Annotated in this window: 17 protein-coding genes; 7 read left to right on the top strand and 10 right to left on the bottom strand. The window is 64.8% G+C overall.

All coding sequences use genetic code 11. The annotated features are described in order from the left end of the window. Window positions 1–10: 10 nt before the first annotated feature. The 3 genes from ACK1U9_RS21930 to ACK1U9_RS21920 form a co-directional block, all read right to left on the bottom strand. The gene (locus ACK1U9_RS21930) at window positions 11–1,060 is read right to left on the bottom strand and encodes a 5'-nucleotidase (protein WP_258229944.1); all 1,050 of its coding nucleotides are present in this window, start codon (window positions 1,058–1,060) and stop codon (window positions 11–13) included. A gap of 62 nt (window positions 1,061–1,122) precedes the next feature. Then, window positions 1,123–1,614 (bottom strand): DUF1543 domain-containing protein, encoded by a 492-nt coding sequence (locus tag ACK1U9_RS21925; protein ID WP_046614034.1) that lies wholly within the window; start codon window positions 1,612–1,614, stop codon window positions 1,123–1,125. A gap of 213 nt (window positions 1,615–1,827) precedes the next feature. Then, complete coding sequence (locus ACK1U9_RS21920) at window positions 1,828–2,742, bottom strand: LysR substrate-binding domain-containing protein (protein WP_108481541.1); 915 nt, start codon at window positions 2,740–2,742, stop codon at window positions 1,828–1,830. A gap of 94 nt (window positions 2,743–2,836) precedes the next feature. Here ACK1U9_RS21920 and ACK1U9_RS21915 point away from each other — a divergent pair, with 94 nt between their 5' ends. Continuing rightward, window positions 2,837–4,012 carry an MFS transporter gene (locus tag ACK1U9_RS21915; protein ID WP_046614032.1) on the top strand — a complete coding sequence of 392 codons (1,176 nt, stop codon included), beginning with the start codon at window positions 2,837–2,839 and terminating at the stop codon, window positions 4,010–4,012. A gap of 47 nt (window positions 4,013–4,059) precedes the next feature. Here ACK1U9_RS21915 and ACK1U9_RS21910 read toward each other — a convergent pair whose 3' ends face one another. Continuing rightward, window positions 4,060–4,683: a glutathione S-transferase family protein gene (locus tag ACK1U9_RS21910; protein ID WP_046614031.1), complete on the bottom strand. Its 624-nt coding sequence runs from the start codon at window positions 4,681–4,683 to the stop codon at window positions 4,060–4,062. Between the two features lie 198 nt (window positions 4,684–4,881). Here ACK1U9_RS21910 and ACK1U9_RS21905 point away from each other — a divergent pair, with 198 nt between their 5' ends. The 3 genes from ACK1U9_RS21905 to ACK1U9_RS21895 all read left to right on the top strand — a co-directional run bounded on the left by ACK1U9_RS21905 (window position 4,882) and on the right by ACK1U9_RS21895 (window position 7,018). Further along, window positions 4,882–5,184 (top strand): DUF3077 domain-containing protein, encoded by a 303-nt coding sequence (locus ACK1U9_RS21905; protein WP_025338583.1) that lies wholly within the window; start codon window positions 4,882–4,884, stop codon window positions 5,182–5,184. A gap of 79 nt (window positions 5,185–5,263) precedes the next feature. After that, a complete protein-coding gene (locus ACK1U9_RS21900) occupies window positions 5,264–5,986 on the top strand; it encodes a hypothetical protein (protein ID WP_108481894.1) in 723 nt (240 codons plus the stop codon). A gap of 111 nt (window positions 5,987–6,097) precedes the next feature. Beyond that, on the top strand, window positions 6,098–7,018 hold the full coding sequence (locus ACK1U9_RS21895) for a LysR family transcriptional regulator (protein ID WP_085601304.1): 921 nt from the start codon (window positions 6,098–6,100) through the stop codon (window positions 7,016–7,018). Window positions 7,019–7,186: 168 nt separating this feature from the next. Here the strand turns inward: ACK1U9_RS21895 and ACK1U9_RS21890 are convergent, their stop codons facing one another. Continuing rightward, window positions 7,187–8,491, bottom strand: coding sequence for an MFS transporter (locus tag ACK1U9_RS21890; RefSeq protein ID WP_108481895.1), 1,305 nt, complete (start codon window positions 8,489–8,491; stop codon window positions 7,187–7,189). 266 nt (window positions 8,492–8,757) lie between these two features. On the opposite strand from ACK1U9_RS21890, the gene ACK1U9_RS21885 reads away from it, so the two are divergent. From ACK1U9_RS21885 to ACK1U9_RS21875, 3 genes are read left to right on the top strand one after another with little or no spacing between them, the layout of a single operon-like run. Continuing rightward, window positions 8,758–9,921 (top strand): iron-containing alcohol dehydrogenase, encoded by a 1,164-nt coding sequence (locus ACK1U9_RS21885; RefSeq protein WP_284384916.1) that lies wholly within the window; start codon window positions 8,758–8,760, stop codon window positions 9,919–9,921. A 21-nt stretch (window positions 9,922–9,942) separates the two neighbouring features. Next, on the top strand, window positions 9,943–10,257 hold the full coding sequence (locus ACK1U9_RS21880) for an NIPSNAP family protein (protein WP_013972037.1): 315 nt from the start codon (window positions 9,943–9,945) through the stop codon (window positions 10,255–10,257). Window positions 10,258–10,290: 33 nt separating this feature from the next. Next, window positions 10,291–11,067: an SDR family oxidoreductase gene (locus ACK1U9_RS21875; protein WP_153670559.1), complete on the top strand. Its 777-nt coding sequence runs from the start codon at window positions 10,291–10,293 to the stop codon at window positions 11,065–11,067. Window positions 11,068–11,104: 37 nt separating this feature from the next. Here the strand turns inward: ACK1U9_RS21875 and ACK1U9_RS21870 are convergent, their stop codons facing one another. From ACK1U9_RS21870 to ACK1U9_RS21850, 5 genes are all read right to left on the bottom strand, one after another. After that, complete coding sequence (locus ACK1U9_RS21870; RefSeq protein ID WP_449110180.1) at window positions 11,105–12,040, bottom strand: cyclase family protein; 936 nt, start codon at window positions 12,038–12,040, stop codon at window positions 11,105–11,107. Between the two features lie 98 nt (window positions 12,041–12,138). Further along, window positions 12,139–12,681: a WYL domain-containing protein gene (locus ACK1U9_RS21865; RefSeq protein ID WP_046614023.1), complete on the bottom strand. Its 543-nt coding sequence runs from the start codon at window positions 12,679–12,681 to the stop codon at window positions 12,139–12,141. A 107-nt stretch (window positions 12,682–12,788) separates the two neighbouring features. After that, a complete protein-coding gene (locus ACK1U9_RS21860; RefSeq protein ID WP_085601310.1) occupies window positions 12,789–13,775 on the bottom strand; it encodes a zinc-binding dehydrogenase in 987 nt (328 codons plus the stop codon). 218 nt (window positions 13,776–13,993) lie between these two features. Then, the gene (locus ACK1U9_RS21855; protein ID WP_046614021.1) at window positions 13,994–14,791 is read right to left on the bottom strand and encodes an SDR family NAD(P)-dependent oxidoreductase; all 798 of its coding nucleotides are present in this window, start codon (window positions 14,789–14,791) and stop codon (window positions 13,994–13,996) included. Between the two features lie 87 nt (window positions 14,792–14,878). Beyond that, on the bottom strand, window positions 14,879–15,802 hold the full coding sequence (locus ACK1U9_RS21850; RefSeq protein ID WP_153670561.1) for a LysR substrate-binding domain-containing protein: 924 nt from the start codon (window positions 15,800–15,802) through the stop codon (window positions 14,879–14,881). Window positions 15,803–16,004 lie beyond the last annotated feature (202 nt).

Below are 16,004 nucleotides of genomic sequence, written 5' to 3'. Positions count from 1 at the left end.
CTGTTGCGCGTCAATCCTGGGGCCGCCTTGCGGCCCTTTCGCGACACAAGGCCGCTCCCACAGGTTCAGCGACAACCTCGGGAGCAACGCTGTACCTGTGGGGTACGTCGAACGCAGAGTCCGCCGCCGAACGCTCGCGATTCGCCACCCCGAACGGTACATGCACCATCGGCAAATCCCCCGCCGGCGATTGCAAATGGCTGCGCTGGTCATCAAAGAACACATGCGGCTTCAGTATCGACAGCACCCTGGGTTTTTCCATCCCGCCCAGAAAGAAGCACTCGTCCGGCGAAACGCCCCAGTCTTTCAACGTTGTCACTACCCGCTCGTGCGAAGGGGCATTGCGCGCCGTCACGATGGCAATCCGCAAGATGCGCTTGTACGCCGGGTCTTCGGCCAACGTGCGGTCCTCGAGCATGCGAATCAGCGAAAGCTTGCGGTACAGGTCGGCCAACGGCCCCGGCGAATGCGGGATGCCCTTGCGCACGCGTTCATGCTCCTGAAAATCGTCCAGGTTGTCGTCGCGCTTGTACACGCGCTCGGCCTCGTCATCGGCAATCACCCCGTCAAAGTCGAAGGCCACCCGCAGTTCGGTGTCGATCTCGTCATCGTAGATGCGTGTCGGCAGCACCCGCCCGGCCGGGTAGTTGGCGTCGATGGCTTTCTGCACATCTTCCTCGTTGGCGCTGAGGAACAGCGAGGCATTGAACGCCGGTATGTACTCGTAGGGCGAGCGGCCCGACATGAACGCCGCGCGGGTGATGTCCAGCTGGTAGTGGCTGATCGAGCGAAACACCCGCAGGCCGGTTTCCGGCGAGTTGCGCGATAGCAGCACCACCTCCACCGGCAACTGCTCGGGGAAGGCCTGATTGATGCTCAGGAAGCGGCGGATGAACGGGAACGCCACGCCTTTGGGGAAGGGTTCGTCCAGGTTCTGCTGCTGGTGCTGGCGGTAAGCCTCGACGCCCTGGGTCTGGTAGATGTCGTCCGAGACGGTGAGGTCGAACAGCGCACTCGAAGCAACGCCGATGACCAGTTTCTGTTCGATGGGGTAGGGCATGAAGCAACTCCTGAGCGTGAGCTGAAGGCAAGTGTACCGCGCGCTTAGCGGCGCTGTTGGCGTCAGATCAGGATGTAGTCGTTACGCACCACCACCGGCTCGTGTGCGCCTTCGACCAGGTGCACGAACTGGCCTGCTACCTGGTCGATCGCCAGGCAGTCGTCGACAGCCAGCAAGGCATCGGTATGCGGCTTCAGCCAGTCCGCCTGCATGCGTTGCTTGCCCAGGGCCTTGGCCTCGGTCTTGTTGTGGGCGGTGACCAGCAGGTAGCGGTGGGCCTCGCCGAACACTTCGCGTTCATAACCACCGAGGTTGATGAAGTACAGGCGCAGCGCACCGCGGGCGGGGGCGTGCGGGCGCAGTTCGATGCGCTGGCCGTCGACACCATGCACCTCCAGCCACGAATCGATGTGCAAACCTTTCGGGCTGCCGAACCAGGCCTGGCGCAACTGCGGGTAGGCCTGTTCGAAGGTGTCGGCCAGGGCGAACACCACATCGTGAACTTCGATCTTGGCGCCGGGGTGGCGGCCTCCGAGCATGACGACGTAAAGCATGGGCGGTCCTTTGCGGGGCTAACGTAAGAATGCGGCATTGTACTGCCTGATTCGCGGATGCCGCTTTCATGGAACTGCACAGGACTCACTGAATTAGCAGGGCCCCTGTGGGAGCGGCTTTAGCCGCGAACACCGGCGCAGCCGGTGCCATACACTGTGTTGGATTCTTCGCGGCAAAGCCGCTCCCACAGGGTACGCGTACCGTTTGCGAATTCAGTTCTCTGCGCGACAGCTCCGGCCTGACAGTTGTTCTACCAGAAAATCCACGAACACCCGCACCCGCGCCGGCATCGCCGGGCCGCCGACGAACACCGCATGGATCGGCTCGCGATCACCCGGGTTGTACGCCTCCAGCAACGGCACCAGCTGCCCGTTGGCCAGGTCGTCGGCCACGGTAAAGGTACCGATGCGCGCCACGCCGGCGCCGAGCCTGGCCAACTGCGCCAGGGCCTCGCCGCTGCTGCATTCGATGTTGCCCGTCACCTTCAATGAAAAGACCTGCCCGTCGCGGCGGAACGGCCAGTCGGGCGCGGCGCGGCGGAAGTTGAAGCGCAGGCAGTTGTGCCGGGCCAGGTCCTCTGGCACAAGCGGCGTACCGCAGCGCGCCAGGTACTCGGGCGAGGCGACGATCACCTGGCCGGTTTCGCCAATGGCACGAGCGCTCAACGAACTGTCCGCCAGGTGGCCGAAGCGCAGCGCCACGTCGGCCTGGCCGCCGAGAATGTCGGCCACTTCGTCGCTGAGGGTAAGGTCGACCAGCACCTGCGGGTAGCGCGCGCTGAACGCTGCCAGCAGCGGTACCACGGTCAAGCGGCCATGGCCCAGCGCTGCGCTGACCCGCAAGCGCCCGCGTGGCACGCCCTGGTCGGTGATGGCCTCTTCCACTTCGAGCATGTCGGCCAGCACCCGCCGTGCACCGCGCAGGTACGCTTCGCCCTCGGGCGTGAGGGTGATCGCTCGGGTGGTGCGCAGCAGCAGGCGGGTGCCCAGGCGCTGTTCGGTGCGCGCCAGGATGCGGCTCACCGCCGAAGGTGTCAGGCCCAGTGCCCGGGCGGCGGCGGACAGGCTGCCCTCCTGGGCCACCTTGGTAAATATTTCCATCTCGCCGGATCTTCCACTGAAGTCCATTTGTGCCTCTTCAGCAAAGGTGGTTCGCAAAAATGCAGTCTAGTGCGGCTTGGCTTCGGATCGTAGCATTTGCAGCACAGATAAGGAGCTTGCCATGCGTATCAATCCACCTCTTGTCGCACTCGCCATCGGTGCCTTCGGCATCGGGGTCACCGAGTTCGCCCCCATGGGCATGCTGCCCAGCATCGCCACCGACCTTGGCGTCTCCATCCCCGCTGCCGGGTTGTTGGTCAGTGCCTATGCGATCGGTGTGCTGATCGGTGCGCCGCTGATGACCCTGGCCACGGTGAAGATCCCGCGGCGTTACCTGCTGATCGGGCTGATGGCCATCTTCACCCTCGGCAACCTGATGTCGGCCTTGGCCAGCGACTACGCCAGCCTGCTGGTTGCCCGCGTGGTCACCTCGCTGAACCACGGTGCGTTCTTCGGCATCGGCTCGATCGTCGCGGCCAGCGTGGTGCCGCCCGAGAAGCGCGCCGGGGCCGTGGCCGCCATGTTCATGGGGTTGACCCTTGCCACCATCGGCGGTGTGCCGCTGGCGACCTGGTTCGGTGAAATGCTGGGGTGGCGCACGGCATTCTGGGGCATCGCCGGGCTCGGCCTGGTAGCAATGACCACCCTCTGGTACGCACTGCCCAACGTGCCGTCGCCCAAGGGCGGCGGGGCCATGGCCGAAATCCGCGTGCTGGGCCGCGGGCCGGTGCTGGCGGCATTGCTGCTGACTGTGGTGGGCTCCAGTGCGATGTTCACGGTATTCACCTACATCGCGCCGATCCTGCAGAGTGAGGCGGCAGCGTCCACCACCTTCGTCACGGCCATGCTGGTGTTGTTCGGTGTCGGCCTGACCTTGGGTAACGTGTGGGGCGGCAAGGCGGCGGACCGTTCGATCGACCGTACCCTGATGCTGTCGCTGGCCGTGCTGATTGCGGTGTTGCTGGTGTTCCCGCTGGTGATGGACTGGCCGCTGGCGACTGCGTTGGCGGTCCTGGTGTGGGGCGCTGCCAGCTTTGCCCTGGTGCCGCCACTGCAGATGCGGGTGATGGAGGCGGCCAAGGATGCGCCCAACCTGGCGTCGGCGGTGAACATCGGGGCGTTCAACCTGGGGAATGCAATTGGTGCGGCGCTGGGTGGGGCAGTGATCAACGCCGGGCTGGGGTATTCGGCGGTTTCCCTGGCGGGTGCGGCGATGGCGGCTTTGGGCCTGGTGATGGTGCTGCTGTTCGCCTGGCGGGGGCGGGCGGGGGCTGCGGCGAGTCAGGTTGCTGTTTAACAGGTGGAGACTTCGGGGGCTGCCAGGCAGCCCCGCAGTTTTGCCCGTCACGGCGTACCGTTACGGCCATGCAGATGATAGGCCGGGCGCTCGCTAAGCCGCTCGTAATAATCGCGCACTGCCGGCAGGTGCGGGTGCTCGAATGGCGTTTCGAACCAGCGGTTGACCGACAGGCCAATGGGGATGTCCGCTAAGGTGAACTGGCTACCAGCCACGTAGGCACCGGTGTTTGCCAGCTGGCGGTCGAGAATGCGCATGTAGCGCGCCCAGTCCGCGCAGCCGGCGGCCAGGGCCTGTGGGTCCTGGTGGGCGGGCGAGTGCCTGACCAGCGACATGAACGCGTAGCTCCACGAACGGTTGAGGTCCGAGGCCTGCCAGTCGATCCACTGGTCGATCCTGGCCCGCGCCTGCGCCTCGCCCGGGTAGAACCCGGTGGCGCCATAACGCGTGGCCAGGTAGCGGATGATGCTGTTGGATTCCCACAGGGTGAAGTCGCCATCCTGGATCACCGGGATCATGGCATTGGGGTTCAACGCAAGGAACTCGGCGCTGTCCGTGGGCTTGAAGCCCGCCCCCCAGTCTTCGCGCTCGAACGGGACCTCGAACTCGGCGCACGCCCACAGAACTTTTCGTACATTGATGGAGGAGGCTCTACCCAGTATCCGTAGCATGGTGTTCATCCTTGTGGGGGGACACCGATCGTCCGTCACTGCCGGGTTGCCGGTCAAGAGCCTGAGTGGTGACGGAGCATCCCCTTTGTAGGGTTCTTGTAGTCCATTTCTGAAAGTAAGCCTTTCCACCCCCAAGGTTATTGTGGCGGGGCAGGCAGCGCCCTAGTCTCGGCACGCTCGTAACCCCGAGGAATGGACATGGACAAAGACACTCCGAAAGAAAGCAGCAACCTCAATGTCGTGCGTGCAGCGGGCCGTTTTGGCAACGGCGGCGCCGAACTGGTGCAGATGAACGCGCAGCTGCCAATGCGTACGGCGCTGATGGAGGCCTCGAGCATCATGGGCTGCATTACCGAACTCACCCGCAAAGCCATCGACCGGCCCGGTGACCGCAAGGCGATGATGCAGGCCACGTATTACCTGGCAGGCATGGCCAAGGCGCTGATCGACGGCCAGTTGCAGCAGTTGCGCCAGGCTCGGGGGGGCGAGCAGGAGCCTTAGTCAGGCTTGCCTGGGGGCCTTGAACTTGGCACCCTTGGTCGGTTTGAATCGTCTGTATCACGACAGAAGGAAGTTCGCATTGAGCTGGGACAAGGTGGGGAAACTCCTCGTAGCCGTGCTGCTTGGCCTGATGGTCCTGCTGGCCGCCTATGGGGTGCTCAGGGGCAACCCGCGCCTGGAGGCATCGCTGACCTATGCCTACCTCACCTATCCCAGCCAGTTCAGCGAACGCATCAGCAAGGCCAGCGAGCAGCTCAAGTACGAGCAGTTGCAGGGGCGTATCAATTCCATCAGCGAGGGTGGGCTGAGCCACGATCAGGTCGAGCGGCTGATCGAAATGGCCCAGGCGCCGTATGCCCAACTGTTCGCCAAGCCCTTCGAGGCCGGGCTGGTCGACCACCGTACCGGCCTGCTCATCGAGCTGCGCAACAGCGGTGATGCGCAGGTGCGCCAGGTGAAAATCCGCCTGCCGGCGAAAGGCCTGGTGCAGGTGCGCGATGCAGCTGGCAATGACACCATCCTGGAAACCTCCACCATGCAAGCGGACATCCCCGTCATCGAGCCGGGTGGCGCGTGCAAGGTATGGGTGTATTTCGATGCGGACTACTCGCAGATCCGTCAGGGCGGGGTCAGCATCAGTCACGCCGATGGCAAGGCTGACATCCAGGTGTACCGCGAAGTCATCGGTTTCCCGGCCTGGGTGGCCCGTTACAGCCGCGAGCTGATGGTGTTGCTGGGCGTATTGGCGGCCAGCGTGCTGGGCCTGGGGTATGCCTGCCTGTCGCGCCGCCGCGTGGCGTGAGCTTGCCGGGCGTGTCTTCAGGGCAAAGGTCATTTGCCGCAAACTCAACAATCGCCCGTTGACAACCCTCTATAGTGCTCGGCATTACAAGACCCATGCCGAGCCTGCCCGATGATCCCCTCCCTGGATTCCATTTTTTCCCGCCTGCGCCTGCGTCAGTTGCGCCTGCTCATCGAACTGGACCGTTGCGGCTCCCTGCACAAGGCGGCGGAGGCCATGGCGATTTCCCAGCCCGGGGCTACCAAGGCCTTGCGCGAGGTGGAGGAGGTGCTGGGTGTGCCGTTGTTCCAGCGCCTGCCCAGCGGCCTGGTGGCCAATGACGTAGGCCGTTGCGTGGTGCGTTATGCGCGCTTGATCCACAGCGACCTGGGGCATTTGCGCGAGGAGGTGCTGGGCATTGTCCAGGGCCAGGGTGGGCGGCTGGCGGTGGGTAGCATCATGGGTGCCATGCCGACCCTGGTCGGAGCCCTCGGGCGGTTGCGCCGCAAGCAGCCGCAACTGGCGGTGGAGATCGCCGAGAACACCAGTGCCAACCTGCTGGCCCAGCTTGATGAAGGGCGCCTGGACCTGGCCATCTGCCGGCCAGGGTTGGGCCGCAATGCGGCGGACTACGCCTTTGTCGAACTGGCCCAGGAGCCGCTGGCGGTGGTCGCGCACCCGCAGCACCCGCTGGCCGGGGCGGCGGCGCTGGAAGTTGGCGACCTGAGCCAGTACCGTTGGATCGTCTACCCGGCCAACATGCCCATGCGCCAGGCGCTGGAGCGTGAATTGAGCGAGGCGGGGGTGGAGGTGCCACGCTACCCGCTGGAAACCTTCTCCACCTTCGCCACCTTCATGCTGCTGGAAGACGACCCGACGCTGGTGGCGGTGATCCCCAGCGCCGTGGCGGCCTTTGCCGAGCAGCGCGGGTTGCTGGTGTCGCTGGCAGTGCAACTGCGGGCGCTGAGCGAGCCGTTCGGGATCGTGCACCGAGTAGCAGCGCCGCTGTCGCCGGCGGCGCGGTTGCTGGTGGAGGAGCTTAAGGCCGGTTGAGCCCTGTTGCGGCTCCCTGTTGGAGCAATTGTCTCGCGCTGCCTGTCCTGGCCTTATCGCCGGCAAGCCAGCTCCCACAGGTACTGCAAAAACCTTGAAAGCAGCTCGACCGGTGTGGGAGCCGGCTTGCCGGCGATGGGCTGCAAAGCAGCCCCAACCGGCTGTATCTCAGAACTGCCGCTCGCGGTAATCGATCAAGCTGGAAAACACCGCAATCAACACCGCAGCCGCCACAAAGAAGATCAGCGCAAAGAAGTAGTCCCCGGTGAACTGTACGATCAGCCCGATCACGATCGGCACCAGCACCCCGGCCATGTTGCCGCAGAAATTCATGGTGCCACCCAGCACGCCGGTGCGCGACGGCCCGCCGATGATCGCCGGCAGGCACCAGTACATCCCGCACCAACGGATGAAGAACATCGCCACGCACAGCAGGCTGATCACCGCGACGGTCTCGCCCACATAGGCTGCCGCCAGGATGCACAGCGCCGCCACCAGCGCCGAGCCGCTGAACAGGGTGCGCATCACCAGGTTCGGCGAGGCACCGCTGGCCCGCCAGCGGTCACCGATCCAGCCACCGATCAGTTCGCCGACAAACCCGCACATGAAGATCAGGAAGGTCGCCCCGCCCATGGCCGAGATGTTCAGGCCGTGGGCCTTGTGCAGGTAGCTCGGCATCCAGGTCAGCAGGCCATAGAACACTGCCAGGATGCAGCTGTAGCCGGCGAACATGGCAAAGATCGAACGGTCCTTGAGCAATTCGCGCAGCGGCAGGCTGGCCTTGGCTGCCGCGGCATGGGCGCTGGCGTTGCCTTCGGTGATGTGGCGCAGCTCGGCCTCGTTCACCCCCGGGTGCTCGCTGGGGTGGTTGCGGATGTACTTCCACGCCAGAATGCCGGCCAATACGGTGCCGACCCCGGCCACCACGAAGGCCCATCGCCACGAGCCCAGCCAGGCAATCAGCCCGGAAATCAGGATCGCACCCAGGGCGCTGCCCAGCGGTGCGCCGCCATCCACCAGCACCGCGCCACGGCCACGTTCGTTAGGCGTCAGCCAGGCGCCATTGAGCTTGGCCCCGGCGGGCATGATCGGCGACTCGGCCACGCCCAGGCCGATGCGTGTCAGCAGCAGTACCAGCCAGTTGTGCGAGGCCGCGCCCAGTGCCTGGAACAGGCCCCAGGCCACGGTTGCCGCGCCAATGATGCCGCGGGTGTGGAAGCGGTCCAGCAGCATGCCGCCAGGGATTTGCATCAAGGCATAGGACCAGAAGAACGCACTGAGCATCAGCCCTTCCATGGCCGGCGTCAGGTTGAATTCGGGGGCGATCAGCGGCAGCGCAACCGACAGCGAGGCGCGGTCGATGTAGTTGATTGCGGTCAGCAGCAACAGGATCAGGAAGATGCGCCAGCGCACCGTGGTCATCGGGGCCGCAGCGGGCAGCGCCAGGTCGGCCGGGGAGGGGATGGTCTTCATCGCAGGAGCTCGTTGTTGTGATTATCGGGAGGCGTAGCAACTACGCAGGCCGATTGTTGGAGCGCTGCCGGCATTGCAGGTAATGAAAAGAGCTGATCCGCCAATAACGCCTGCTTATTACCCGGGCAGGGGATAAGCAGCGGTTATTGGCGGATCAGCTCTTTTCATTATCGGCGGCCCTGGCCCGCGCTCTAGATTGCCCCGGCACGGCCCGCCAGCGTCACGGCGGGCACTACAAGAACAACGCAGTTGCCTGAGGACCCCTCATGAGCCAATTCCAGTTCCATTTCCCCACCATTGCCAAATGTGGCGCGGGCCTGGCCGACCAGGCCGGTGCGCTGCTCAAGCCGTACGTGGACGGTACCCTGTTGGTGGTCACCGACCAGGGCCTGATCGACGCTGGCATTCTGGCCGGCTTCTTTGCCTCGCTGGAGCAGGCGGGCATCGACTACCAGCTGTTCTCTGCCGTTGAAGCCAACCCCAGCACCGACGTGCTCGACGCTGCCGTGGCGCTGCTCAAAGCGCGCAACTGCACCGCCGTGATCGGCGTGGGCGGCGGCAGCAGCATCGACACCGCCAAGGGCGTGGCGGCGATGGCCACCAACCCTGGCAACATCCTCGACTACGAGGGCTACGACAAACTGCCCCAGCCGCCGCTGCCGATCTTCGCCATCCCGACCACCTCCGGTACCGGCAGCGAATGCACGGCGTCGACCGTGTTCACCAACAAGCGCACGCTGTTCAAGACGGTGATCGTCAGCCCGCGGCTGTTCCCGCGCCTGGCCATCCTCGACCCGGCACTGACCCTGAAGCTGCCTGCGGCCATCACCGCTGCCACCGGCATGGATGCCCTGACCCATGCCATCGAGTCGTATGTGTCGCGCCAGGCCAACCCGATCAGCCAGGCCATGGCCCTGCAGGCCATTCGCATGATTGCCGGCAGCCTGGAAAAAACCTACTTCGTCGGCACCGACATGGCCGCCCGCGAACAGATGCTGCTGGGTTCGTTCCTGGCCGGGGTGGCGTTCTCGCAATCCAAGCTGGGCAACGTGCATGCCATTTCCCACACCTTCGGCGGGGTGTTCAACATCCCCCATGGCATCGCCAACGCCGCCCTGCTGCCTTACGTGATCAAGTTCAACCTGCCGGCCTGCCCGGAGCGCTTCCGTGACATCGCCATTGCACTGGGCGCCGATGTGACCGGGCTCAACGTGGAACAGGCCGCGGCACGCACGGTGGACGCGGTGGTGGCCCTGAACCAGGCCATCGGCATTCCCGCGACCATCCGTGAACTCGGCGTGGACCTGGAGTTCCTGCCGCAAATGGTCAGCGACTCGATGCGCAGCGGCAACGTGCTGGTCAACCCACGCCTGACCACCGCACGCGATGTCGAGCGCCTGATCACCGACGCCTACCACGGCAACCTCTGAACCTTTGGCGGAACCACGACCATGTTCTATGAAATGCGTACCTACACCCTGCACATCGGCAAGATGAAGCAATACCTGGAGCACTTCGAAAAGGAAGGCTTGCCGGTGATCTCGCGCTACGCCAAGCTGGTGGGCTGGTGGTACACCGAGATTGGCGAACTGAACCAGGTGGTGCACATCTGGGCCTACGAGAGCCTTGACGACCGCATCGAGCGCCGCGCCGCCCTGTACCGCGATGCGGACTGGCTGGAGCGCTTCATCCCCGTGGCCTTCCCGATGCTGGTGCGGATGGAATCGAAGCTGTTGATGCCTGCCGCGTTTTCGCCGATCCAGTGACCCTGTAACTGCATTGCATCAAGGAGCAACCCAATGGATCTAGGCATTACCGGCCGCTGGGCCATCGTCTGCGCGGCCAGCCAGGGCCTGGGCAAAGGCTGCGCCGAGGCGTTGGGCAAGGAAGGCGTCAACCTGGTCATCAATGCCCGTACCCAGGCCACCCTGGAGCAGACCGCCGCCGAGTTGCGCGCGGCCTGCCCGGGCATCGAGGTGCGCACCGTGGCGGGTGATGTCGCCGACGCCGAGGTGCGCCAGGCGCTGCTGGCAGCCTGCCCGCAGGTGGATATCCTGGTCAACAATGCCGGTGGCCCGCCGCCGGGCGACTTCCGTGACTGGGGCCGCGAGGACTGGCTGAAGGCACTGGACGCCAACATGCTTACCCCCATCGAGCTGATCAAGGCGGTGGTCGATGGCATGGCCGAGCGCGGGTTCGGCCGGGTGGTGAACATCACCTCCGGTGCGGTGAAGGCGCCGATCGATATTCTTGGTTTGTCCAATGGTGCACGCAGTGGCCTGACCGGCTTCATCGCCGGCCTGGCACGTCAGCAGCGCCTGGCGGGCAGCAACGTCACGCTGAATAATCTGCTGCCTGGGGCGTTCGACACAGCGCGCCTGCAGAAGACCTTGAAGGCGGCAGGTGGGGATGTGGAAGCCACCACCCAGGCGCGGCGCAAGGCCATCCCGGCGGCGCGCTTTGGCAATGCCGGCGAGTTCGGCGCTTACTGCGCGTTCCTGTGCAGTGCACATGCCGGGTACATCACTGGGCAAAACCTGTTGATCGATGGCGGGGCGTTCCCCGGTACGTTCTGAAGATGGGGCTGCAAAGCAGCCCCAGGATCGAAATCGATCAGTGAATCGCCACGGGGTTGATGTTCACCTGGGTCGAGCCCTTGTACAGCGGCTGGCCCAGCACGAACAGGAACTCGAACGCCTTGTCCTTCACCAGCGCGCGGGTGTCGATCAGTTCCAGGTTGTAGATGCCGCGCTTGGCAAGCATGAACTGGTTGACCGGGAACTCTTCACCGGTCGGGTTCGGGTACACCTCCGACGCCCAGGTATCGCCACCAAAGGCAACAATACCCTGGTCCGCCAGCCACTCGGCCGCCGGCAGGTCGATGCCCGGTTCGGTGGCGAGGAACTGCTGGTTGTCCTTGCCGATCAGTTCCAGCCAACCGGTGTTGAACAGCACCACGTCACCCTTGCGCAGGGTAATGCCTTGCTTCTTCAGTACGGCCTTGATGTCGTCGACGGTGAACGAGGTGCCGCCCGGCACGATGGCCTTGCCGTAGTGAGCGGTCATGTCCAGCACCACGCCGCGGGTGACCATGGGTGGTACTTTTTCCACGCCCAGCTTGGTCACGCCTTCGACAGTGACGAAGTCGGCAGCTTTGTTGCCGTTGTAGTAGACATTGTCGATACCGATGTGGCCGATGCCGTTGAGCTGGGTGCCGACGCCGGTCCAGCCGTTGACCAATTCATCGTTGAAGCTGAACTTGTTGCGGCCCAGGGTCTGGCCGGCCTGCTCGCCAGGCTGGATGTTGTACAGGTGGAAGCTGCGGTGGCGGAAGGCTGGCAGGTCTTTGCTAACCGGTACGGCCAGCGGGTAGGTCTTGCCGGTCTTGACCAGGCCAACCGCCTGTTTGACCACGTCGGGGGTGAGCAGGTTGGCGGCGCCGATTTCATCCTGTTTGCCGTAGGGCGAGGTCTGCCAGTCGGCGGCCAGGGTGGCCTGGGCAGTGGACGCCAGGGCGACGGCAAGCAGCAGGGGCTTGAAGCGTTTCATCGGGTACTCCTGATAGTGAGGCGTTGTCAGGAGCTGATTCTGCGCAGGGCCACCTGTGGGAAAAAGCGGCCCGGGGGACAATGACTTTTGCTTGCCGGTCAACAACCATCCTCGTGCAGCGCCAGGCTCTGGCGCAACTGCTCGAGCATGGCCTGGCGCAGTGCCTGGGGCGCCTGCACGCAGATCGAGCCGGCCTGGGAAAGTAGCCAGCCCATCAACGCGCGGTTGTCGTCGACGGTGGCTAGCAGGGTGGCGCCACCGTCCGCTTGCAGCGTCAGTTGCATGTCTGCCGACAGTGGCGACGCTTCCAGGCGCCGGGCCAGGGCATCATCGACCCACGCGTGCAGCACGACCTGTTCCGAGGGGGTGAGCGCATCAGGTTGCAACTGCTGCGCTTCACGCAGGTTCAGGCCCGGTTGCCAGTACCAGCCGTAGGGCATGCCTTTGCTGTTGCACTGCACCGGGAACAGCGCCGCAAGCTCCACCAGGTCGCGTTCGACGGTGCGTTTGCTGGTGATATGGCCCACGGCTGTCAGGGCGGCCTGCAACTGGGTGGAACTCATCCCTGGGTGACGGCCGGGCAGCAGCTTGAGCAGTTGCCACTGGCGGGCGATGGTGTGACGGGTAGGGTGGCTGGGCAAAGGGCTCGTCCTTGAAGACAGGCACGAGGCCTGCCTGAGCAGTGGCGTTTAGCTATTGCCCAGCATACCTTGTAGCAGAATGGGATCCAAGTTTTCGCACAGGGCGTTCAGTCGAGGCGCGTCACCCATTTGCCTGCGCCTTGGCCCTCTTTCAACTGCCGCAGAGCCTGGGGCAATGCCGAGAAAGCGAACTCGCGGCGTTGTGGCGCGATCAGGCTGCCATCGGCGACGGCCTGCAACAGGCGTTCACCAGCTACGCGCAGGGCTTGGCGGTCAGCCAATTGGCCATGGGCATGAATGCTGTTGAGCGCCACTTCATGCAGCGAGATCGCCGTGCCGAAGGCCGGCGTTGGCGCGGTTTCCTGGCGGTCCTGGATGCACACCAGGTGGCCGTTGTAACCGAGCAGGTGAGCAAGGCTGCCGGCATGGGCGCCGCTGACGGTGTCGAACAGGGCATGCAGCGGGCGCTCGCCCAGGGCGGCCTGCAGTTGGTTCTGCCAATCGGCGTCGTGGTAGTCGAACACCCCGCTCACACCAAGGGCCTTGAGCGTGGCGTGGTGGCGTCGGCCGGCACTGGCCCACACGCGCAGGCCACGCTGCGCGGCCAGTTGTGCGAGGTAGAAGCCCACTGCGCCACCGGCGCCGATCACCAGCACGTCGCGGCTGGCACCTTCGGGTACCTTGGCCAAGGCCTGCCAGGCGGTCAGGGCGGGGCAGGGCACAGCGGCCGCGGCGGTGTCGCCGAGCGCACTGGGGATATGCATCACCAGGCTGGCATCGAGCAGGCAGTGCTGGGCAAAGCTGCCGTCCCGCGCCAGCGACTGGTGGTAGGCAACGCGGCTGCCCAACGGCAGGTCGACGCCTGCGCCAACGGCGACTACCACACCGGCGCCATCCACACCCGGGACCGTGCCTTGCTGCCAGGCAGGGTGGCCCCATTCGCAGATTTTCCAGTCCACCGGGTTGAGGGCAATGGCACGGTTGGCCACCAGCACCTCGCCGGGGCCGGGTTGTGGCAGGGGTTTACGCAGCAGTTGCAGGCCATCGAGGCCGGCGTTCGGGGTCCAGGCCCAGGCTTGATGATCGGTTGGCATGGTGCGGGTCCTCTCGAGACGGGTGTGGGCGGCAGGCTAGCGGGGATCGGGCGGGGGAAACAGGTGCGGTGAGGGCAAGGTGTTTTGATTTCAGGGCAAAAGTCTGGGGCCGCTTTGCGGCCCATCGCGACACAAGGCCGCTCCTACAAGGGTTACGCGTTCCCCTGTAGGAGCGGCCTTGTGTCGCGATGGGCTGCAGAGCAGCCCCCAGGTTGAACTCAGATAGCCAGGCTGTCGACCACACCACCGTCGACCCGCAGCGCTGCACCGGTGGTGGCGGACGAGTAAGGGGAGGCCAGGTACACCGCCAGGTGGGCGACTTCGTCGACATCGGCGGCACGCTGGATGATCGAGCTCGGCCGTGCGGTGCGCACGAAGTTGTCGGCTTCTTCACGAATGCTGCGCCCGGACGCCTGGGCTGCATCAGCCACCAGCGCGGCCACGCCGTCGGTCAGTGTGGGGCCGGGCAGCACTGCGTTCACGGTTACCCCGGTGCCAGCCAGGCGCTTGGCCAGGCCATGGGATACCGCCAGGTTGGCAGCCTTGGTGACGCCGTAGTTGATCATGTCGGCAGGGATGGCGATGCCCGACTCCGAGGAGATGAACAGGATCCGCCCCCAACCGTTCTCCACCATGCCCGGGGCATAGAGGCGGGCCAGGCGCACGCCGCTCAGCACGTTGGTGTCGTAGAACCGCGTCCACTCGCTGTCGGCCACTTCGAAGAAGTCGACATCGTCGTAGATGCCCAGGTTGTTGACCAGGATGTCGGCCCGTGGGTGGGCGGCGAACAGGGTTTCGGCACCGGCGGCGGTGCCCAGGTCGGCAACCACGCCGTGGATCTGCCCACGGCCGCCTTGTTCGCGCAGTTCGGCCAGGGCGGCATCCAGCGACTTCTGGCTGCGGCCGGCAATGACTACGTCAGCGTTGGCGCGGGCCAGGCCGCGGGCGATAGCCAGGCCAATACCGCCGGTCGAGCCGCTGATGATGGCGGTGCGTCCGCCGAGGTCGATGTTCATGGAATGGCTCCTGTGGGGTGAGTTGCATCGATAGGAGCCATCCTAGTGAAGCGCAGTAAGACTGTAAAAGACGCAATTCGACTGAGTTCAGACCTGGATTGACTTATCAAACCCTTGCTCGGCCAATGCCAGTACGCGCTCGCGGAAAATGCCCACGATCGGCCTCAAATCGACCTGGTGCCAGACCGCCCACAACTGCTCGCTGGGCTGGAACCAGTCCAGCTGGCGCAGCACCACGGTCGGCCCGGCACTGGCCGACAGGCTGCTTTGCACCATGGCCAGCCCCAGGCCGGCGGACACCAGGCCTAGCACGCTCAGCGGGTCGTTGGCCTCCAGCGACAGGCGTGGGGTGAAGCCGGCATCGCCACAGCGGGCGATGAAATCGTCACGCTTGTGGCCCTGGTCGGGCTGGCCGCCGGTGATGATCCAGTCCTGTTCGTGCAGATCGGCGGGGGTCAGCTCGGCCCTGCTGGCCAGCGGGTGCGTGGCCGGGATGGCGAGCAGCAATGGGTCGTCCAGCACCGGCTGGCCGCTCAGGTCGGGGTCATTCTTTGGCGGCGGCTCGCAAACCAGGGCAATGTCCAGGCTGCGCTGACGCAGGCCTTCGAACTGTTCGTTGGGGGTCATGTTGTACAGCGCAATGTGAATGTTCGGACGCTCGCCACGAATCGCCCGCACAGCGCCCGGCAGCACGCCGGCATGGATGGCATGGTTGACGTAACCGATGCACAGCCCGCCTTCCTCACCACGGCCCAGGCGCTTGCCCAGCGATTCCAGGCGCTCGGCATGCTTGAGCAGGCCACGCGCTTCGGCCAGGAAGGTGCGCCCGTCCCTGGTCAGGTACAGGCGCTGGTTGCGCCGTTCGAACAGGGCCAGGCCAAGGTTGTCCTCCAGCTGAGCAATCTGTCGGCTGAGGGGGGATTGGGAAATATGCAGCTGCTCGGCGGCCCGGCCGACGTTCTCGCATTCGGCGACGGCTACGAAGTAGCGCAACTGACGTAGATCTTGCATGAGACCTCCTGGGACTTAACTATTAACAATTATGACTTTGGCGGTCTCGATCTTGCCAGCCTGGGATGCGTTCACTTCGTCGGGTTGATGAACGCGGTCAATTGTGGGAGCGGCCTTGTGTCGCGAAAGGGCTGCAAAGCAGCCCCAGCAATATATGTCTTTGCGCTGAACCCCTGGGGCTGCCTTGCAGCCCTTTCGCGAC

It is taken from the genome of Pseudomonas sp. XP1 (assembly GCF_053557675.1).
This window is presented reverse-complemented; position numbering and strand designations above follow the sequence as displayed.